At 49.8% G+C, this 19,239-nt stretch carries 17 protein-coding genes; 7 read left to right on the plus strand and 10 right to left on the minus strand.

The features are described 5' to 3' along the window. Nucleotides 1-30: 30 nt before the first annotated feature. A complete protein-coding gene (locus AC0YNW_RS01285) occupies nt 31-663 on the minus strand; it encodes a 3'-5' exonuclease (RefSeq protein WP_475830446.1) in 633 nt (210 codons plus the stop codon). 405 nt (nt 664-1,068) lie between these two features. On the opposite strand from AC0YNW_RS01285, the gene AC0YNW_RS01290 reads away from it, so the two are divergent. Then, nucleotides 1,069-2,352 (plus strand): MFS transporter, encoded by a 1,284-nt coding sequence (locus AC0YNW_RS01290; protein ID WP_475830447.1) that lies wholly within the window; start codon nt 1,069-1,071, stop codon nt 2,350-2,352. A gap of 43 nt (nt 2,353-2,395) precedes the next feature. On the opposite strand, the gene AC0YNW_RS01295 is transcribed toward AC0YNW_RS01290, so the two are convergent. From AC0YNW_RS01295 to AC0YNW_RS01305, 3 genes are read right to left on the minus strand one after another with little or no spacing between them, the layout of a single operon-like run. Beyond that, nucleotides 2,396-4,381, minus strand: coding sequence for a CotH kinase family protein (locus AC0YNW_RS01295; protein ID WP_475830448.1), 1,986 nt, complete (start codon nt 4,379-4,381; stop codon nt 2,396-2,398). Between the two features lie 20 nt (nt 4,382-4,401). Then, nucleotides 4,402-5,097, minus strand: a complete 696-nt coding sequence (locus AC0YNW_RS01300) for a DUF4956 domain-containing protein (protein ID WP_387472534.1) — start codon at nt 5,095-5,097, stop codon at nt 4,402-4,404. 1 nt (nt 5,098) lies between these two features. After that, on the minus strand, nt 5,099-5,812 hold the full coding sequence (locus AC0YNW_RS01305; RefSeq protein WP_475830449.1) for a polyphosphate polymerase domain-containing protein: 714 nt from the start codon (nt 5,810-5,812) through the stop codon (nt 5,099-5,101). Nucleotides 5,813-5,972: 160 nt separating this feature from the next. Between AC0YNW_RS01305 and AC0YNW_RS01310 the strand changes: the two genes are divergently transcribed. Continuing rightward, nucleotides 5,973-7,220, plus strand: coding sequence for a purple acid phosphatase family protein (locus AC0YNW_RS01310; RefSeq protein WP_475830450.1), 1,248 nt, complete (start codon nt 5,973-5,975; stop codon nt 7,218-7,220). A 13-nt stretch (nt 7,221-7,233) separates the two neighbouring features. Here the strand turns inward: AC0YNW_RS01310 and AC0YNW_RS01315 are convergent, their stop codons facing one another. Together AC0YNW_RS01315 and AC0YNW_RS01320 are read right to left on the minus strand one after the other, a co-directional pair. Next, nucleotides 7,234-8,745 (minus strand): sensor histidine kinase, encoded by a 1,512-nt coding sequence (locus AC0YNW_RS01315; RefSeq protein ID WP_475830451.1) that lies wholly within the window; start codon nt 8,743-8,745, stop codon nt 7,234-7,236. Then, entirely contained in the window at nt 8,742-9,428 is a 687-nt protein-coding gene (locus AC0YNW_RS01320) for a response regulator transcription factor (protein WP_475831245.1), read from the minus strand. The genes AC0YNW_RS01315 and AC0YNW_RS01320 overlap by 4 nt, the downstream gene beginning before the upstream one ends. A gap of 209 nt (nt 9,429-9,637) precedes the next feature. Between AC0YNW_RS01320 and AC0YNW_RS01325 the strand changes: the two genes are divergently transcribed. The 5 genes from AC0YNW_RS01325 to AC0YNW_RS01345 all read left to right on the plus strand — a co-directional run bounded on the left by AC0YNW_RS01325 (nt 9,638) and on the right by AC0YNW_RS01345 (nt 15,780). Beyond that, a complete protein-coding gene (locus tag AC0YNW_RS01325; protein WP_475830452.1) occupies nt 9,638-10,792 on the plus strand; it encodes a peptidoglycan-binding domain-containing protein in 1,155 nt (384 codons plus the stop codon). 160 nt (nt 10,793-10,952) lie between these two features. Then, nucleotides 10,953-12,242, plus strand: coding sequence for a DUF445 family protein (locus AC0YNW_RS01330; RefSeq protein WP_475830453.1), 1,290 nt, complete (start codon nt 10,953-10,955; stop codon nt 12,240-12,242). A gap of 1 nt (nt 12,243) precedes the next feature. Then, on the plus strand, nt 12,244-13,587 hold the full coding sequence (locus AC0YNW_RS01335) for a DUF445 domain-containing protein (protein ID WP_475830454.1): 1,344 nt from the start codon (nt 12,244-12,246) through the stop codon (nt 13,585-13,587). Nucleotides 13,588-13,728: 141 nt separating this feature from the next. Further along, a complete protein-coding gene (locus AC0YNW_RS01340) occupies nt 13,729-14,592 on the plus strand; it encodes a DegV family protein (RefSeq protein ID WP_475830455.1) in 864 nt (287 codons plus the stop codon). 624 nt (nt 14,593-15,216) lie between these two features. Continuing rightward, nucleotides 15,217-15,780: a hypothetical protein gene (locus AC0YNW_RS01345; RefSeq protein WP_475830456.1), complete on the plus strand. Its 564-nt coding sequence runs from the start codon at nt 15,217-15,219 to the stop codon at nt 15,778-15,780. A 69-nt stretch (nt 15,781-15,849) separates the two neighbouring features. Here AC0YNW_RS01345 and AC0YNW_RS01350 read toward each other — a convergent pair whose 3' ends face one another. From AC0YNW_RS01350 to AC0YNW_RS01365, 4 genes are all read right to left on the minus strand, one after another. Next, a complete protein-coding gene (locus AC0YNW_RS01350) occupies nt 15,850-16,647 on the minus strand; it encodes a phosphodiester glycosidase family protein (RefSeq protein ID WP_475830458.1) in 798 nt (265 codons plus the stop codon). 316 nt (nt 16,648-16,963) lie between these two features. Beyond that, nucleotides 16,964-17,167, minus strand: coding sequence for a helix-turn-helix domain-containing protein (locus AC0YNW_RS01355; protein WP_475830459.1), 204 nt, complete (start codon nt 17,165-17,167; stop codon nt 16,964-16,966). Nucleotides 17,168-17,181: 14 nt separating this feature from the next. Beyond that, nucleotides 17,182-17,364 (minus strand): YvrJ family protein, encoded by a 183-nt coding sequence (locus AC0YNW_RS01360; RefSeq protein WP_475830460.1) that lies wholly within the window; start codon nt 17,362-17,364, stop codon nt 17,182-17,184. A gap of 41 nt (nt 17,365-17,405) precedes the next feature. Next, nucleotides 17,406-17,966: a sigma-70 family RNA polymerase sigma factor gene (locus AC0YNW_RS01365; protein ID WP_475830461.1), complete on the minus strand. Its 561-nt coding sequence runs from the start codon at nt 17,964-17,966 to the stop codon at nt 17,406-17,408. Nucleotides 17,967-19,239: the final 1,273 nt, after the last annotated feature.

A 19,239-nucleotide genomic window follows, 5' to 3' on the forward strand; every position in this document is an offset into this window, starting at 1 on the left:
TTGCAAGACAATCAGAACAATCTGCCATCATCACGCTTCCCGAGGTGCGTACTTCAAGTCAATGGCATTGAGCTTGGCATTGGGAGGGCTCCACTTTGGCGGGCCGTACTTGCGCATGTAGCCTAGTGTGTTGAGATAATCGTGTACAGGCTGCTCTTCATCTAATGTGCGGAACAGCTCCCAGCAAGCGATAACGTCGTTGAGAGCACGATGTCCGCCGACGAGCGGGATGGCGTAACGGTCGCACATATCTTTTAGCGTATGCGGGTAGACATGCCGCTCTCTGCTGATGGTAAGGGTGTCGATAAAGTCGTTGCGGAAGGATCGACCGGCAATGCGCATCAAGGAATGATGCAGGAAGCTCAGGTCGAATTGTGCATTATGAGCTACGAGCACTTGGTCACCAACGATCATCCGGTTCAAGATGCGGAACGCGGTGTCCTCATCCATCCCGCATGCGGTCATATCGTCGGTAATGCCGGTGAGTTCGGTGATTTTCGGCGCCAGCTTGCCATCATATTGGACTAGCGTACTGAATTCACTTGCGATCTCGCCATTGACGACACGAATGGCCGCCATCTCGATGACGCGGTCGTTCTTGGGATCGAGTCCGCTCGTCTCGAAATCGAATACGGTAAAGGATCGTTCATGTAAAAGAGTCATATATGTTCACCACTTTTTATGTAAATTCGTAGAGCACTATCCTTATAACTTCTACACGCAAGCCCGATCCCCTTTCCAAAAACGCGAAAAACCTCGGAACCGGCTTCAAAAAAGCAGTCCCGAGGCGCGTCGTTCTATGGATTAGTGGTTGTTGCCGGACGCATTTCCTTTTTTGTCCGACGATTTTGTTTTGGTGTTTTTGCTCGCATGTCCTTGCTGCTTCGCCATGAGTTCGACCTCCTTTCCAAGAGATATTTTTAGTGTGAGGCGAAGGGGGCGTTCCTTATGCAATGTGAATTTTGGATTCTGTACAATTCGCTCTTTCTATCTTTCATGGATGTGATACACTGTTGGTAGATAAGAGACGTACGTACATAATTGCTTTATGCAACGGAGGAACGTCACATGCGACTGGGAGAAGTCTTGGAACGAATCTGGAGCGGGATAAAAGGAGGGGATTTGCCGCCGGAGCGCAAGCTTGGCAAAGAAGCTGTAACGGCACTTATTATTCATAGTTGTTTTCAGTTCGGCGCGTCCATGTCGGGACTGTTCCTGAACTTGTATTTGTGGAGGCTGACTGAGGATCTGGTCATCAATGCCGCCTACAATATTATCAGCTTTATTATTACGCCTATTGCCTTTGCAGTCGGCGGCTGGATATCGAAAAAATATGATCGCATGTTGACCTACCGGCTCGGTATTGTCATGATTGCGTTTTTTTATTTGCTTGTTATTTTGGCGCAGGAGCAGGTGCCGAATTATTTTATCTGGTTTGCGATCTTTAACGGCTTTGCGTCAGGCTTCTATTGGACGGGGTATCTGGTGCTGCAATATGATGTCTCGACGGATGCCAACAGGATTCGTTTCTTAGCCATTAATATGGTTACCTTCAATTCTGCCGGTCTGGCTGGTCCCGCGCTAGCGGGCTTCGTCATCCAGCGGAATGACGGTTTGTCAGGCTATATTTTGATCTTTACGGTTGCCTTTATCATGTTCGTAGTCGCCGCGCTGATCAGCTTCAAGATTCCAACAATCAAGACGCATCACAAGACGTACTATCTGAAGCTGATGGGCGAGGTCATGCGGCGCAATAAGCGGTGGGTCAAAGGCTTGTACAGCTTCCTGATCCTTGGTTTGTTCCAAGGCATAATGCTGTTCCTGCCCAACATCCTGCTCTTCCAGGCTGTGAACCGGGAGGACTGGGTCGGTTATCTCGGCGTCTTCTTCTCTGCGCTGACGGTGGCGACAGGCTATGTCATCTCCCGCAGGGCGCAAAAAGAAAATGTGCGCAGATACGTGTTCCTCGCAACGAGCGGAACGGTGCTTGGCGCGGCCCTGTTGCTCATTCAGGTGGAGCTATGGTCTGTTGTCCTGTTCATGATTTTGTTCTCCATCTGCAATCCGCTTGCGATCAATACGCTTACTTCTTATTACTACCGGATTATCGGAGAGCTGCCGCTAAAAGGACAGCTGCGCATCGAGTCGGTCGTCATGCGAGAGGTGTTCTTGAATATTGGACGAGTAGTGTCGATTGTGCTGCTGGCCATATTCGGCTCCGATCTGGAATCGATCTGGATGCCGATTATCCTGTTCGGCGCTGCCTTGATGCAATATGCGCTGGCATGGCTGATCAGTGAGGATCAGCCTAAGACAGTGACGGAGCAGGCTTCGTCGGCAAAAGAGGCATAGATAAAAAGCAGCGGCTCAGCGCTGCTTTTTTAATTCCAACAGATTAGAGTCGTCTGCGCTTGTAGAAGACGATGAAGAGACATGATGCCAGCAGGATAACGGCGGAGACAGCTGCCATTATCGCTTCCTCTTCGTTTCCTTCGTTCATCGCTGTCGTGTCGCCTGGGAAGCGTCCGCCGTCTAAGCCTCCCATACCGCCCATGCCTTCCGGTCTAGCGCCGCCCATAAAGCCGCCTTGTCCACCTTGGCCTTGGATGCCGCCTTGCGGATTTCTGCCTCCGGCCCCATTGCCGTTCTGCTGGCCCGCATTCGGCGCTTGTTGCTCGCCGTTCTGGCTGTCTGGCGTAGTCTGTTCTTGCGTATTGCCGTCTGGGTTAGCAGACTGAGACGCATCGGGATTGGCTTGCCCTTGTGCATTTTCGCCTGGATTGTCAGGTTGAGCAGCATTCGGTGCGGATTGCTGTTGGACAGCGCCAAGCTGGCTGTTTGTCGCCGTAGCCAGTATGAGTTGCCCGCCTTGGCTGTTCGTTAGGCTGGCCGCAACAGTGTCACTAGAAGAAGCGGCTTCGGCCGAGCCGCCGTTCTCAGGGACCGTACTGTTCTCCGATGCAGTCCCGCCTGGGAATCCGCCTTCAGGAGGTGTGAATCCCTCCGGCATCTGCCCGCCTGAGAATCCGCCCTCAGGAGGCGTAAAGCCCTCCGGCAACTCGCCGCCTGGGAATCCGCCGAACCCTCCGCCGCCAAAACCGCGGCTGCCGCTGCCGGTGCCGTCCCCGGACGATGGCTCCGTGCCGTCGAGCTGCTTGGCTATGCTGGCGATCTGCGTTTCCGTGAAGCTCAGTAATTTCTCTACGCCTTGCTCATATTGCTCATAGGTGACAAAAGCTGTAGGATCAGCTTTCACATCCTCCGAAATCATGGCCTTCAGTTCCGCGACTCTAGCTTCGAAGCGGCCGCTCTCCAGATAACCGTCCAGCATCTCCGAGATAATCTCGTGATACCGCTCCTTGTAGGCATCGACGGCAAGCAGCTTGCTGACGAGCGGACGATCAGCTACAGCGCCTGTCGTCGGCTCGTCGATGAGGATGCCCGACCCGCCGAATCCTCCGAAAGCCATATTGTAGTCCCATGGCAGTACAGAGAAGATGCCGTCCAGCTCATACAAATAGTAGTTATGCTTCTTCTCGGACAAGTAACTGTCCATATTGCCGATGACGGCGTTCAGCGCGATATACTTCAGCACATTGTCGGTATCCAGTACTTGATCATAGTTGCTTCCGTTATTCAGCTCGTCCAGCATGGCGAGCAGAGCCTCATCATTGCGCTTATCGGACTTCACATCGAGTCCGGTGTAGGCTTCCGCCGTCTCCAGCCATGTCAGCTCGCTGCCGCTGCCTCCATTAGCTTTGTAAAGCGTGCCGTAAACCTTGCCGAAATGCCGCTCCAAATAAGCGTCGCCAATCTGCTCTACAGCAAGATAGAAGCCCCATAGCTCACCGTTCACATATAAGTTGACGTAGGAGCGTTTTGGCGTGGGCAATCCCATCTCCTCCGCTAATTCATAAGATAAAAATTCCTGCATATAGCTGTTGTCGCTATAGTTGTTGTTCAGATTAACCTTGCTGATGCCGCCAAGCGTCTGATTGACGTATTCGTCGAATGAAATCTTGAAGCTGTAGCGGTCCGAGTCCGGCATGTTCACGACGCTGTTCAGACTCAGGTTGCCTTTGGTCCGAATGGCTACGTTCTCGAATGTCTCGCCATTGTACTCCACAGACGCTTGCTTGAACTGCTCTGCTGCGGCATTGTCCAGCATGTCCTGAAAGTCGTCAGGGTCAATCGTAATCTTCACATCGACAACTTTATCCTGTGGAAAATACCGCTCATCGAGCAACTGTTCATCCGCTGAGACGGTCTGCGCGCCGAATGTTCCCGTTACGCCGGAGTCCATGGCCAGCGCGACGCCGACAAGGGCGACGACGGTCAGAAGCGTCATCAGCCGGTACGCGTATTGACGGATTGCTCCCATCGGTTCATCCCCTCCGTTTCTTAAGATACATAATCTCCGTTATAGCTGATCAAGACGGCGCTGCGCACGCCTGGCAATGCGCTCAATTGGTTCACGAAGCGGCCCGTATGGTCCTTCAGGCGAAGCTCTAGCGTCAGCTCGATCGAGCCTGCGGAGACGTTCTTCTGCTTAACGTTGAAGCGCTTGGCATGCTGGCTCACATGCTTGTGCAGCAGCTCTTCGCCTTCGTCGCTCTCGACGTGGGCCACGAGCAGGAACGGTGTCTCTGCGGTGCCGCCTTTTACGAAGAAGAACAGGATCAGACCGACGATGACTGAGCCGATAATCGCGAGATTGTAGAAGCCTGCGCCCGTTACGATGCCCGCTACAGCTGCCCAGAACAGGAAGATGAGGTCAGTGGGATCTTTGATGGGTGTACGGAAGCGGACGATCGACAGGGCGCCGACCATACCGAGTGACAGCACCAGATTGGAGTTGATCGCAATAATGACAACTGCCGTAATCATGGTCATACCGATTAGCGAGACGTTGAAGCTTTTGGAATAGAGCACCCCGCTGAAGATGCGGCGATAGAGCAGGTAGATGAACAGTCCAATGATGAACGCTATGGCCAGCGTCAGCAGGATTTTGCTAAGGCTGATGTCTGACGCGAAGTTGTCCAATACCGAATTGCGTATAATATCCGAGAAATTAGTTGATTGCTGAGATGTATCCATTTTAATAATCCTCCCATGAGTTCGATTTCAAATATTTGCGGCAAATGACATACTTGGATGCGGATTGGCGGTTTAAGCCTTCCAATTGAATCGCGGTCTGGATCGCCGAAGGCATGTATTCGTCAAACTTGACCTCCAGAATGATCAGGTTCTGGTCAAGCGCTCGGATCGGAGCTAGCTCCGGGTTGAAGATGTCGGTCGCATGCAGTCCGGTGCGGAGCTCCTTGTCGAACGTAATGCGCACATTGCCGTGCTCGTTCACATAAGGCTCGCGTACATAATCGACGATGACTTTGGGCGCCAGCAGGCTGTGCTTCATCCGGTCGTGGATTTCGAGCAGCAAGGGCTTGCGGCCTTCTTGCAGGATGCTGATGTCTCCGGCGAGCAGCGCATCGTACATCTCACGGGTAAGCGGCTCCTTCACTTTGGTGATGTAGTCCTTAAATTTGATTTTTTTCTCAAAATGAATGACGCCGTCGGAGTGGTTGTAGATGCGGATGCGGTACTTGGCCCGGTCCCGGATGCCGCCCAGCTTCTCATGCAGCGCCGTGTTATGGATATCGTCGAAGTATAGGCTTCGGATATGATATTCGCCGCCGGCGCCGGCATGCTTGTCTCGCTTCATAAGCCCCTTCAATCGCTGACGGATGATGAAATGCTGATGATGGTTAATCATAAACTTTAGCTCGTTGCGGTATTGGAGTTCTCCGTTCATTTTTCACACCTCGTTTCGATCGCTTCTCTGTAACCACTGCTATTGTATAAATCTTTACTTATTCTTAACTTAAGGCCCGCTGAAAGATTGCTGAATGCGCGTCAAGAGACGGTTATGTTAAGCTTTGGCTAACAAATGGACGAAGGTGCAGGTGAGCAGAATGAAGAAGGAAGGACTGATTATCGCTTTGTCTGCGATTGTCATCATTGGCGTGTTCTTCTGGGTGGAAGGCCGGAAGAACGGAGCGCAGGACAAACCGTATTCTCTCGTCATGAATGTAGGAGAGGATGCGGCGACCGTCCGGTCGTTCACATGGCAGAGCGGCAGCAAGCTGAATAGAAGCCTGATTCAATATGTAGAGAGCGAAAGCCGTGAGGTGGACTGGAAAAGCGCACATGTGGCGACGGTGGAAGGCACTTTTGATCTAATTGCGACAGATGGCAACCGGCGGATGGTGCATCAGACAACCATTTCCGGTCTGAAAGCAGACAAGACCTATGCTTACCGGGTCGGGGACGGCTCTGCGAAGGGCTGGAGCGGGACAGAGCTTTTTTATACCATTACGGATTCGCATGCGGACGGGGGCTTTGCATTTATTAATGTGACGGATTCGCAAGGAGAGACGGACGCGGACTTCAAGCTGTGGGGAGATACGCTGAAGCAAGCGTTCCAGAGTGTGCCGGATGCCGCCTTTATTGTCCATAATGGCGATTTGACGGAAAATCCGAAGGATATAGGAGCATGGGATGCTTTCTTTCGCGAGGCTGCGCCTTGGCTGTCCTCCGTTCCGCTCATGCCGGTTGCGGGCAATCATGACGAGGTGGACGGGGATGCGGAGCCGTTCGTCTCGCTGTTCCATGTGCCGGACAATGGCGCGCTGGATTCGATCGAGGGGACGACCTATTATTTCGACTATGACGATGCCCGGTTCATCATGCTCAACACGGAATCCAATATAAAAGGCCAGACGGAGTGGCTGGAGGAGGTGCTGGAGAAAAATACGCGGAACTGGGTCATCGTCTCCCTTCATAGAGGACCATACGGCGGCAATCAGAACAAGAACATCGGAGATTGGGTGGAGCTGTTCGACCGGTACGAGGTGGACTTGGTGCTGCAGGGGCATAACCATGAATACGCACGTTCCTACCCGCTGCGGGATGGTAAGATGGCCACAGGCAACGATTCGCATGTGCTGGATCGCGCCGGAACGGTCTATGTCGTGACGAATGCCGCCGGACAGAAGCTGAACGAGAAGAAGCAAGACCAGTTCTACCACAAGGTACACCTCCAGAATGGCAAAAGGATGTTCGCCGCTATTCGGATCAGCGGGAACATCCTTAAGTTTCAGGCATACGATACGGATGGCAAGCTATGGGACGAGTTCGTGCTAGAGCATACGTCGTCATAGTCCGCGTGATGATTTATGGATGCGGGTCTATAGATCGATTCTCATACAGCGGAATTGTAATGAGGAACGAAGTTCCTTCACCAACACCGCTGAACACTTCGATATGCCCATAATGGGCTTCAACGATTGATTGCGTAATCGCAAGACCGAGCCCGGTTCCGCCTCGCGCGCGCGAGCGGGACTCCTCCCCTCGGTAGAAGCGCTCGAAGATATGCGGGAGATGAGCGGAAGCAATGCCGGAGCCGTTGTCCCGAACTTCGAGGCGGGCGGTATTTCCGCTGCTTCCAAGAATAACCTCGATATCTCCGGTCTTGGCATCGGTATGCTGAACAGCATTATGAAAGAGGTTAAGTACCACCTGCTTCAGCTTGTCCCGGTGAATGAGGGCCGTGACGTTGCTGGTGGCGCGTACAACGAGACTCCGCTTGCCTGCCAGCAAGGCAAGCTGGGGCTCCATCTCCGCCAGCAGCAGATCGAGCCTTGCCGGGTCCAGCTTGAGCGGCGCGGGCTGCTCAAGCCTGACCAGCTGAAGCAGGTCCTCCACCAGCTTGTTGACCCTCTCCGATTCTGTCTTCATGCTGGCGAGCGCGCGCATGAGCTGCTCCTTATCCGCAGCCGCCCCTCTAAGCAATACCTCGATAAATCCGTGCAGGGAAGTAATTGGCGTCCTCAGCTCATGGGAGGCGTCTGCAATAAAACGTCTCATCCGTTCATTGGTTGCGCGCTCTTGCTCGAATGCGGAATCGAGACGCACAAGCATGCTGTTGAACGCCTCGGACAAGGAGTCGACCTCGGATTGTCCTTGCCGCTCCGGCAGCCGTGTGTTCAGGCTGCCTGCATCCGTCAGCTCCGCTGCCTGTACGACCTTGGAGAGCGGGTGCAGCGTTCTTCGCAGCAGAGGCAGATACAGCAGTAGTCCCGCGATTAGAGCCGCGGCAGCAAGCGCGGCGAAGATGGCGACCTGTGTAAGCAGCTGATTGCGCAGCGATTCCGTCTCGACGGCGGCTTGCAGCATGCTGCCGTCCTTGTCGCCGGGGCGGGCGGCCAAACGGAATACGGCTATATATGGCGTCCCATTTTCTGCTGTGATGAGCTGATAGTCGGGACGTTCTCCGGCTTGCAGCTTCAGGTGGATCTCGTTGTACCCCTCGATTCTGAGCAGCGGTGTATCCTTCGGATCGATATTGCCGTCATTGGTTACAGCCTGCGCTTCTCCCGTTGCATCAATGACAATTAACGAAAATCCCGGCTGGAATAATAACGGAGAATCCGGCCGTACTTTGCCGGGATGTCGGATGCCCGGCTCCTTGCCGTCCAGCCGGAACAGATCGGGTGGGAGGGACATGAGCTGGGCGTTCAGCGCTTCTGCTTTGTTGCGGTATAGGAAGTCCCTCATGAACAGGAATTGCAGGGAGCCGATCAGCACAAACAATGCTGCCAGCACAAGCAAGGAACGAACTAGCAGCTGTAGCCGGAGAGAACCGGGCCGAAGCATGCGGCGGACGATTCCGGTACGCTCCCTCATGGCAAGTCCATCCGGTATCCGGCGCCGCGAAGCGTGCGGATTAAGCGGTGCTCCTTGTCGCCGAGCTTGTCGCGCAGGGAGCGGATATAGACCTCGACGATATTTTGCTCCCCGCCAAAATCATAGCCCCATACCTTCTCCAAAATTAGCGACTTGCTCAGCACCACGCCATGATTCATGACAATGTACTTAAGCAGCTCATATTCCGTAGGCGACAGCTCGACAGCTTCCTCCCGATAACGAAACTCTTTGCGCTTATCATCGATGGCGAAGGGGCCATAGGCCACTTCGCCAAGCAGATTGGGGAATTGGTTGCGCAATCTGGCGTGAATCCGCGCCAGCAGCTCCTCGAAGCTGAATGGCTTGACCAAGTAATCGTCCGCACCTAGCGACAGTCCATAGACGCGATCTTCTACTTCATCCTTGGCTGTCAGCATAATGACCGCCACTTGCGATCCCGCTTGCTTGAGTTCCCGGCATACCGCAAATCCGTCCATATCCGGCATCATGACATCCAGTATGACGACATGCGGCTGGAATTCACCCGCAGTCTGAAGCGCGTGTCTGCCGTCTTCGGCTGTTGCGATCTGCGCTCCTTCATTCGCCAGTCCCATCTCCAAAAATTGCACGATAGCCGTCTCGTCATCGACGACGAGAATTTTGATTCCGTTCAGCGTTCGCATCATTTGTCCTCCACTTGATGGCTTTATCCTTCTATTATGAGCGTAAGGCTGCTAATATCCAACTCCTTGCAGCCCAAATAGGGCGATATTCAGCAAATTTTCAGCTTGCGGATTTTTTTTCATTTGGATGAAATGAAATGCGATTTTTGGGGATAGTAACGGTGGTAGCAACAATCCATATCAGGCTGACAAAAGGAAGGTGCAAACGAATGAAGGATAAGCAAGTGGAAGGATATTCGAAAAAGAAAGTGGGCGCGGGATGGCGCTCGGCCAAATACTTAAGCGTGGCAATCATTACGCTTGCGCTGATGTTCAGCTTGCCGAATACATCTCTAGCTGTAGGCAAACGAGCGAAAGGACCGGACGTCTACGTTATTCAGGGCATGCTGAAGTCAATCGGCAGCTATAGTGGTCCAATCGATGGCTACTATGGCCCTGCAACGGTCAAAGGCGTTAAATATTATCAAAAGACGCATGGTCTATCTGTATCAGGTTCAGTGGATGTGAAGACGCTGCAATCGATCAGCTATTCCTATGCGAAAGCAAAAGGCGCAGCAGGCCAAGCGAAAGCTCAAGCGAAGAGCAAAGCGAAAGGCACTGGTAAAGCTGGCGCTGGCGCAGATGGCGGTGCAGGTGGCGGAGCTGGTGGCGGTGCAGGCGGCGGAGCCGGTGGCGGCGCAGGCGGCGGAGCTGGTGGCGGCGCAGGCGGCGGAGCTGGTGGCGGCGCAGGCGGCGGAGCTGGTGGCGGTGCAGGCGGCGGAGCTGGTGGCGGTGCAGGCGGCGGAGCTGGTGGCGGCGCAGGCGGCGGAGCTGGTGGCGGTGCAGGCGGCGGAGCTGGTGGCGGTGCAGGCGGCGGAGCTGGTGGTGGCGCAGGTGGCGGCGCAGGCGGCGGAGCTGGTGGCGGTGCAGGCGGCGGAGCTGGTGGCGGTGCAGGCGGCGGAGCTGGTATCGGCGGCGGCAAAGGCGGCATCGGCGGTGGCGAAGGCAAAGGCGGTATTGGCGGCGGAGCTGGTGAAGGCAAAGGCGGCAACATCGGTGGTGCTGGCGAAGGTAAAGGCGGCAACATCGGCGGCGGCGGAGCAGGTAAAGGCGGCAATATCGGTGGTGCTGGCGAAGGTAAAGGCGGCAACATCGGCGGCGGCGGAGCAGGCAAAGGCGGCAACATCGGTGGTGCTAGCGAAGGTAAAGGCGGCAACATTGGCGGCGGCGGAGCAGGTAAAGCGCCAGGCGGCAATGTCGGCGGCGGCGGAGCAGGCAAAGCACCGGGCGGCAATGTCGGCGGTGGCGGAGCGGGCAAAACGCCTCCGGGCGGCAAAGTTCCCCCAAGCGGCAAGATCGACAGCCAGCCGCGCAGTCAGCAATAAGAGGTAACGAATAAGAGCCGTCTCGATGGGTGCTCCTTACGGAGAATAGCCGGTCGGGGCGGCTTTTTGCCATGAACGCGACTAGAGACGAGTGGATGGGCGATCCAAAAAAGGTTAAACTATCATTACCGTATTCTAGCAAGCGAAATGGGGCAACGAGATGAACAATTGGAGCGTGAAAAAACAAGCCAACGCCATCTTGATCTTATCGGGGGTAGGTATCCTGGCGGCGTTCCCCTTCCAGCACACGTTTGCGGGAGGGCTGTTATTCGCCATATTCAGCGCCGGGACAATTGGTGGACTGGCGGATTCTTTTGCAATTAGCGCATTATTCGGTGATCCTCTGCGGATCAAATGGCCGAAATGGATGGGCACTCATATTATTTCCCGTAATAAAGAGCGGCTGATTGGCGAGCTTGTCGACATGGTGGAGAAGGAGCTGCTGACGGTTGCATCGATCAAAGCCACGCTCGAAGAACATGATCTGGGCAAGGTGCTGGTCCGCTATTTGTCCGAGAGTGGCGGAAGCGAAGAGGTGCAGCAATTCGCAGGCAAGCTGGCAGGCGATCTGCTGGAGAAGGTGGAGCCGGGCGGGCTGGCCGGAGGCATCGAACGATTCGCCTACGATCATGCTGGCTCCTTACAGGTGTCCGATGTGCTCGCAGATGTAGGAGAATGGACCATTCGCAACGGCTATGATGATAAAATTATCAATTTTGTCGTTCAGCCGCTCGTGCAGTTAGTGAAGTCGGAGCCATTCCGGGCGCTTGTCGAGCAGTTCGCTGATTCGGCGATCCGATCCTATGAAGGGGAGAAGCTGCGCCGCAGACTGGTCGACTTCACAGCGGGCTTGAATGCGCCGGCAATTAGCGTGAAGGTTCAGGACTGGCTGGCCACCTTCATCGAGCAGTTCGCTGCGGAGGATCATCCGCAGCGTCAGAGCTTTAAGCTGTTTCTTGCCGAGTTTGTACGCAGGCTGCGGGAGGATGAATCGCTTCGCCAGAGTATTGAGGCTGGGAAGCTGACTATTTTGGCCAAGATTCAGGAGAATGTCCCGCTGGAGGAGTTGCTGAAGGCCCGTATCGAGAAGGCGCGGGCAGCTCTTATGGCAGCCGCTCAAGAAGAGGGAGCCCCGCAGTCATCCCCGCTAGGCTGGCTGCGCCAGGAAATTGACAGAGGGCTAGAGCAATTAAGGACGCGTGAGGATCTTCAGGCAGCGCTCGACACTGGCGTTAAGTCGTTGTTGCTCGGCTGGATTGAGAACAAGCATGCGCTTATCGGACGTTTGGTGAGAGAGAAGCTGAATTCTTTTTCAGAGGCAGAGCTTATTGAATTAATCAAAGAAAAGGCAGGCAAGGACCTGCAATACATTCGGCTTAACGGGATGGTTGTAGGCGGGCTGGTCGGCCTCGTTCTCTATCTGCTCACGTTCTGGATAGGGGGGCGATAACATGACGATGAGAAGAAAAGCCAATCTTAGCTTGCTGCTGCTGGCTCTATTATTCATCGGTGCGGCTGCCTTGACGTATTGGTATCCTGGCAGATGGTGGTCCAAGCTGTTGTTGTATTCCGCGGAAGCGGGCTTGGTAGGGGCGCTGGCCGATCTGTTCGCTGTGACGGTCTTGTTCCGGCATCCGCTTGGCATGCGCTGGGTTCCGCATACGGCGATCATTCCGCGCAATCGGACGAAGCTGGTCGAAGGTGTCGCCGCTATGGTAGAGGAGCAGCTGCTCAGCAAAAGCATGATCAAGGATAAACTGATGGCTTACAGCATAGTGGATGCCATCATCGGCTGGCTGGACCGCAAGGGCAGCGGCGGCATGGGTATTGCCGAGAAAGGCTGGGAGCTGCTGCTCTCCTGGGTGAAGGGAACGGATACGGAGAAGCTGGCTGGCAAGCTGGACGGATATGTTCGGGGCTCGCTTCGAGGGATGGATCTGTCCCGTTACGGTGGGAGAGGGCTTCGCTGGCTGCTGGTGAACAGCGATTTTCAGAAGTGGATGGGCCAGGTCGTCGAGTATGCGGCGAAGCGGGTCGCTAGCGAGGATACGAAGCAAGCGATTCGCGCCATGCTGACGAAGGAGAAGGACAACTTCGTCTCCGAAGGAGGCTCCTTCACCAAGTGGCTGAAGCGCAAGCTGGTTGATTTCGCCGAGGCAGCGGATGCGTTGAATCTGGATGATGCTGCGAATACGCTGTACAATGATCTGCAATCGTTTATGAATGATTTGAGGGATCCGAAGCATGAGCTTCGTGTGCTAGTAGAGGTCCGGCTGATGGAGCTGGCGGAGAAGCTGGAGACGAGCGAGGACATGGCTGCGACCATCGAGAAGTGGAAGCTTGAGCTGCTGGATGAGCTGTCGCTCCAGCCTTCCATCCATGCGCTGCTGGACAGCATGAGAGGCATGCTGCTTGCAGGCAGCGAGCTGAAGTATTTGGCAGCAGAAGAGCGCCAGCTTCATGTCGACGATGTGAAGAACTGGCTGTCGGAGTTGATCGGCGCGTATTGGGAAGCGTTCAAGGCGGATGAGGAGACCAAGGCTCAGCTCGATCGTTACTTGAAGCAATTCATCAACGGCATCATGGAGCAGGAGCATGCCTTGATCGGGCGTATTGCGCGCAAGACGCTGGAGGGCTTCACCGAGGAGCGGCTGGTAGAATTTATCGAAAGCAAGGTCGAAACGGACTTGCAGCGTATCCGGTTAAACGGTGCATTTATCGGAGCTGGGGTGGGGGCACTTATCTTCGTGTTCCTGCATGGCATCTATGGGCCGCTGCTGGAGTATCTATTTTAGGAAAGTAATGGAGGGAAAGTCTGTACCGCTTGGCGGTAGGGGCTTTTTTTTTTCGCGGAATGGACACATTACCCTGAAAAGAAAACGCTGACATTAAAGTTAAATCGTTTATACTATATATAGTGATAGACAGACTATCGAATGGAGGAAGCAGGCCTGAACAACATTAGATTATTCGCAGACAGCGTGTCGGATTTGCCGCAAGAATGGATAGAGAGATATAACATTACGATCGTGCCTTTATATATTATTTTCAACGAGGAAGTCTTCCGGGACGGAATTGATATTACGACTGAGGAGATCTACCGGCGCGTGGAGGAGAACGGGGTATTGCCTCGTACAGCAGCGCCTTCGCCGGATGATTTCACGCAAGCATTTCAAGACGCAATTGACGCTGGAGATTCGGTTTTGTTTATCAGCATGTCTGCCAAAGTGTCTTCCACATACCAGAATGCCAGAATTGCCATGAATGATTTCCCCGAGGGACGGATCACGCTCGTCGATTCCATCCACTTATCGGCAAGCACCGCCATGCTCGTCATTATGGCCGCACGGCTGCTGGAGCAGGGGAAGGATATGGATACGGTGGTCGCACATCTTGAGTCGCACCGAGACCGCGTCGAGATCGACATCCTGATTGACCGCCTGGATTACTTGCACAAGGGCGGCCGCGTATCCAGCATTCAGAACATGATCGGCAGCTTATTGAATATTCGTCCTGTGCTTGGTATCAAGCAAGGCCTTATCCTATCTACTAAGAAATACCGTGGCAAGACACAAAAGGCGCTTGAGGGCGTTATGCAAAATATTGTAGATAATATTGACTCTATTGATCAAAATGTCGTCATCATCGCTCAGACTGTGGCTGAGAAGGCGGCGGACTATATGCGTAACTACTTGCTAGAGCATACGTCTGTTAAAGAGATCATTATGATCGAGGGCGGATGTACGATTGGTTCGCATACTGGGCCTAAGACGGTGGCGATTAGTTATTTGCGGAAGTAGATATTTCGGAGTAAGTTAAAAGGATTATGGTATATTTGTGAGATGATTTTTAAACTGCATGTCGTACGTTCGAATTGTAACGGGCGCGCCATGCTTAAAAGCTTCAGAACCGTACTCTCGTGCGGTTTTTTTATTTGGGAGTTGTTCTCAGAAGAAACTTGTGGAGAAGTATCTCCTGTAGTTGCCTAGACTTCACTTTCTTATAGTTATAACCCCTTAACTCCTCCTCGTAAAAAGAAAGGGCTATTTGATATGCCGTTGATCGCTCTAACTAATCGATAACCCATAGTAACAGACTTATCAAAATAATAACTATTAAGCCAGGAATAACATTTACCTATTTAATGAATTTTTTGGATATCTGAGTGTTAATTCATATAATTCAGGAAAAATATAAAGTAGGTTCTACCAAAAAAACACTAGTAACCTATGTATAAGTTTTTAAGTATAAAGACTTAAAATACCTACTGTTTAAAAAGCGATTGGTAATTGGTAATACAATAATACTACTTACGCACGCCCTTTTAGTTTTCCTGATTTTTGTTTATTTGCAGCAACTTTACAATTGCAGGTTGCGTCTAATCATTTGGAAATATCATTCTCAATTAAAGGAGAGTATCGACGATGAAAAAAATATTTTATGTATTCATGCTCACCATGCTTTTAATTGGCTGTTCGAAAGAAAACAGTGTTTCAGATTCCGAAATGAAAGAAATTAGTGCTACCGAGAAACCCATCGAAACTGTTTTAGAAAATTCTCCGAAACCAACTGAAATTGCTGTAGACAGTACTGCAAAGCCAACTGAAACCGTGGCTCCAGATCCACCTCCTGCGGAACCTATTGATGAGAGTTTGTATGACGGTGATGAACTGGGTATCGTGCAGACGCTTAATAAAATAATGAAAGCAGCATTCGAACAAGATCGCGAAGCTTATAATTTACAAGTAACAAAAAACAATCAGTCCGAGGGAAAACTCAATGGGTACTTTACTAGCATTAAGAGTTTGAATTTTAACTATGATCCAAATAAATACGATTCTTTTGATGAAGCTGAAAATTTCAAGGCTGTTGAGTTGGATTACGTTTTTAACATTTATGAGTTTCAAGGTTTGGACGAAAGGAAACAATTATTTATTTTTAAATTCGAAGATAATAAATGGAGGTATTTCACAACAGCTGACTGGTGATAATGAAATCCACTTTAAGAACCACAATAAAACGGACTGACACATAAACTGTGTCAGTCCGTTTTCTAATTAAAAACCGGTCGCAATTTCCCATGTTGTTGGATTGACAGTCACCATACTGAATACAGGTCGATTACCGCTGGGCGCATCTGGTTTCGGCTCCCAAACCTCAGTTACAGACGAACCTACAGGATTGATAACACGTTTATAACGGAGTTGCGAAGATCCACTACCATCCAAGTGAACGCCTTTTGTGCAACCAAGCCCTTTCAAGAACTGTCTTACTTCCCAGTAATTAGCATTTTGGAAAGTGGCAAGGATGATCTTTCTTTGGCCGCCGATAATGGCAAAACCGATGGCTGAACGGCCATTCGGGAGATTATGACCAAGATTTCTACCATATTCCGGCGAATCTTTGATAGCGGCATAGTAGGTAGTGTCAGTAGTGTATGACTGATCTAAGTGTAAACTGATACCGCCAATCGCCCATTTCACATTAGAAGATGTTGCCCCGATAAAGTCGTTCCAATAGTCTACAACTTTATTGTCAATTTCTAGCGAAGTTATAGGATGCGAAGGATTAAAATGATACAGAACGCCTCGTTTAGTATCTTTAAGTTCACCATTATCTGCATAAGCAGTTTTGTTACCACCAGTCTTCACTGGAGCAGCTGTTGTGCCTGTCCTGTTAAGAGCAACCCCCATTAGATCACCGTTACCTTTGAAAAACGTCCCGTTTATTCCGAACTTTGTTGATGTTCCTACAGATCCAGGGATCGCTTCGACTTTAACGCAATCCAAATCTGCGATAATGTACCTTACTTCTTTACCATTTTGCGTTGTTTTTACCACTTTAGCTGTTGTCATGGGTATCGTTCCTTTCTGGTTAGGTCGATGGAGGTATTGGATCTTTGGGATATAACCCTTAGCGAAGTGTATCCCTCACTTCGAACGGGGTGATGATTACTACTCTCTATCGAGTGACGTAGTTAAGATTTCTGCGTCATATCTATAAAGTATTTTTAAGCCTTCTAGAATCAACCTATCGAGAAACTTTTTTAAAATATTTTTCTTGTTCTGTTCAATCAACTAAAGTTACATTCAATGATGTGCATATGTTTGGCTAGTACGGAAATACAAAAGCCATCTCTTTCACTTTATAAATTGAGGGCCTTTTGAGATGTCATTTTAGTTTGAATTCGCTAGTAGTAGGTGTAGATTTCAGATCATACGACAACACAATTCTAATGAGACGTTCGAATAGATGTTGTTGTAAATCTTCTCGCTCTTGGGGGTGGGTGTTCATGGAAGTTTTATAGACTAGGGGCGAAAATTGCTTCACAATCACATCTAACGCTTCAACATCTCCTTGTTGTGCTCGTTCCACTAAGTGATATAAATTCAAACGTTTCGTTTCAGATCACCACTTTCCTTATCTTTAATGACTTGGACAAGATTAATGATAGAAAGATTAAGTGACTCAATTTTCTTTTCGAACCGAATCAACAGGTATGATGCTATCACGATAGCAAAGCTTTGATTGCCTAAACCTGTGATCAGATTAACCCAAATGTCTTCATTCATACGCCTCACCTCCTTCCCATACAACGATGAATCTGTAATCCCTACTTAGAGTAGGCAGTGGTCACGATTTTTCTTAACTTATCGATAGCAGATTTTCTTGATTTGCACACGGCTTGCGGGGAAACACCTAACCTCTTTGCGATTTCGACATCATATTCGTCACAGCCGTATGACAGTGTGATAATCTCTTTCTGTTTGGATGTTAATTGTGTAATTGCATGGTGTACTCGTTCGTCGCTGATCTGTGCTAAAAATTGTTCCGTACTAAGGACGAACATTTCCTGATCATTTTGGGTATGTTCCAATTGAATGAGTTCACCATACTTAATATCCTTACTCTCGCCTAGTGGTGTATCAAATACCAAAGGTGTTTTTGTAATTCTCTTTTGTCTCCGCTTATCAAAATCAATTTGACTAAAACGCATAGCTGAAGTTAAGTATTTGATGAATCTGATTCTGAATATGAATTGGCGATGTGACTCTTCTTCATCGATAGTAGACAAATCTTGATGATCACTTTTCGGTAGTTCTTCTTGTGCTGCAGGTGAATGTATAAACGGGACTTTTGTGCTAACTTCGTTATTCTGAAAGTCTGCAATCATTGTCGGAAAACCCCCTAAAATGGTGTGCATAATTTGGGATCTGTACCCAATTGCATTAAAAATAAAAACATATGTTCGTTTTTATTCAAAAAAAAAAAGAACCGGATGCTTTTCACTACTTTAGAATAGCATATCCTGTCTAAAAACAGCGTGTGATACTATTAAAGTATTAGAAAGTCGGAAAATATCAACCTTAGAACTAGAAAATTTGGAATATTTTTTGAACAAATGCTAACGATAAAGAGGCGGATTCATCAGTTCATATTGAACAGCGAATTCACCTCAATGCTAAGAAAGGATATATCGAGTTTCCAGGATCCTGGCACTGCACCACAATATTTTTAAATGAAAGGTGTAAGCGCGAGTTACATTAGATTTTCTATTGCTGGATCCACCCGTTTATCTTATAAACAACTTCCTGATAGTCCGGAATATCTAAGAAGCCTTTATAATCTGGTTAACTTAATTTTTTTGAGGAAGCACCTCTAAAGAATCCTAGCGCTTTTTAGAGATGCTTTTTATTTTAGGAGTTAATGAAATGCTTAGATATGAAGTATTCCTATTAAAAACCTGGAGAGTCTAATTTAGAACAAGTTTAATGGCTTCTAATTGGAAGTGTAGAACATGACCGAGAAATAATGGGCGGTGATCTTCTGTTTCTGGATGCTATTTCAGAAAAAAGAGTTCTAAAGAGTATCCTTGCCTAGTCGGTCATCCATTTTATAAAGTAGATAGGATCGATTGTATTAATGAAAGTGATTCAAAGATGACTAAATAGACTATGTTTTATACTCATATCTATGTAGGTTGACATCACTATTTTTTATTCGGTGCATTCAATTAGAGACTGATTTTTAGATAGGTTACCCGTATAACCCAGTTCTTGAAAAGGATAGTAATTGAATTAGATTCTAGTAGCTCTGATTTAAAGCAAGTAGGGCAAATAGTTTGAGGATATTTTCAATATTGCAAAATCACATTTGTCGATTGATGATTTTTCAAAGTCTCTAATGAAAAATGAACTTAAGTATGGTCTGTTGGATAAAATTATTGAAGGAATTTACATTAGTTATTTGATCATGATCTACAATAGTAGTAAAGAGGTTAGTAAGTACAGACTTAAGAAAAACAGAGTAAAATTTATTAAGTTTTATATATCCAAGTCTGTTTCAATCCGACCATTGACAATCAATGTCTATGGCCGGACTAACATGTAATTCGTATGAGGCTAATCCCAAAACTTCTATCCCTATTCTACAAAAAACCACAAAAT

This window comes from Paenibacillus sp. J31R120 (genome assembly GCF_056269225.1).

What these genes read in the sequence shown, in the direction of transcription:
- AC0YNW_RS01330 (WP_475830453.1), top strand. Translation starts at nt 10,953, where the DNA reads ATGAACAATTGGAGCGTGAAAAAACAAGCCAACGCCATCTTGATCTTA.
- AC0YNW_RS01300 (WP_387472534.1), bottom strand. Translation starts at nt 5,097, where the DNA reads ATGGATACATCTCAGCAATCAACTAATTTCTCGGATATTATACGCAAT.
- AC0YNW_RS01350 (WP_475830458.1), bottom strand. Translation starts at nt 16,647, where the DNA reads ATGACAACAGCTAAAGTGGTAAAAACAACGCAAAATGGTAAAGAAGTA.
- AC0YNW_RS01305 (WP_475830449.1), bottom strand. Translation starts at nt 5,812, where the DNA reads ATGAACGGAGAACTCCAATACCGCAACGAGCTAAAGTTTATGATTAAC.
- AC0YNW_RS01285 (WP_475830446.1), bottom strand. Translation starts at nt 663, where the DNA reads ATGACTCTTTTACATGAACGATCCTTTACCGTATTCGATTTCGAGACG.
- AC0YNW_RS01310 (WP_475830450.1), top strand. Translation starts at nt 5,973, where the DNA reads ATGAAGAAGGAAGGACTGATTATCGCTTTGTCTGCGATTGTCATCATT.
- AC0YNW_RS01290 (WP_475830447.1), top strand. Translation starts at nt 1,069, where the DNA reads ATGCGACTGGGAGAAGTCTTGGAACGAATCTGGAGCGGGATAAAAGGA.
- AC0YNW_RS01315 (WP_475830451.1), bottom strand. Translation starts at nt 8,745, where the DNA reads ATGAGGGAGCGTACCGGAATCGTCCGCCGCATGCTTCGGCCCGGTTCT.
- AC0YNW_RS01360 (WP_475830460.1), bottom strand. Translation starts at nt 17,364, where the DNA reads ATGAATGAAGACATTTGGGTTAATCTGATCACAGGTTTAGGCAATCAA.
- AC0YNW_RS01365 (WP_475830461.1), bottom strand. Translation starts at nt 17,966, where the DNA reads ATGATTGCAGACTTTCAGAATAACGAAGTTAGCACAAAAGTCCCGTTT.
- AC0YNW_RS01335 (WP_475830454.1), top strand. Translation starts at nt 12,244, where the DNA reads ATGACGATGAGAAGAAAAGCCAATCTTAGCTTGCTGCTGCTGGCTCTA.
- AC0YNW_RS01295 (WP_475830448.1), bottom strand. Translation starts at nt 4,381, where the DNA reads ATGGGAGCAATCCGTCAATACGCGTACCGGCTGATGACGCTTCTGACC.
- AC0YNW_RS01340 (WP_475830455.1), top strand. Translation starts at nt 13,729, where the DNA reads ATGGAGGAAGCAGGCCTGAACAACATTAGATTATTCGCAGACAGCGTG.
- AC0YNW_RS01325 (WP_475830452.1), top strand. Translation starts at nt 9,638, where the DNA reads ATGAAGGATAAGCAAGTGGAAGGATATTCGAAAAAGAAAGTGGGCGCG.
- AC0YNW_RS01320 (WP_475831245.1), bottom strand. Translation starts at nt 9,428, where the DNA reads ATGCGAACGCTGAACGGAATCAAAATTCTCGTCGTCGATGACGAGACG.
- AC0YNW_RS01345 (WP_475830456.1), top strand. Translation starts at nt 15,217, where the DNA reads ATGAAAAAAATATTTTATGTATTCATGCTCACCATGCTTTTAATTGGC.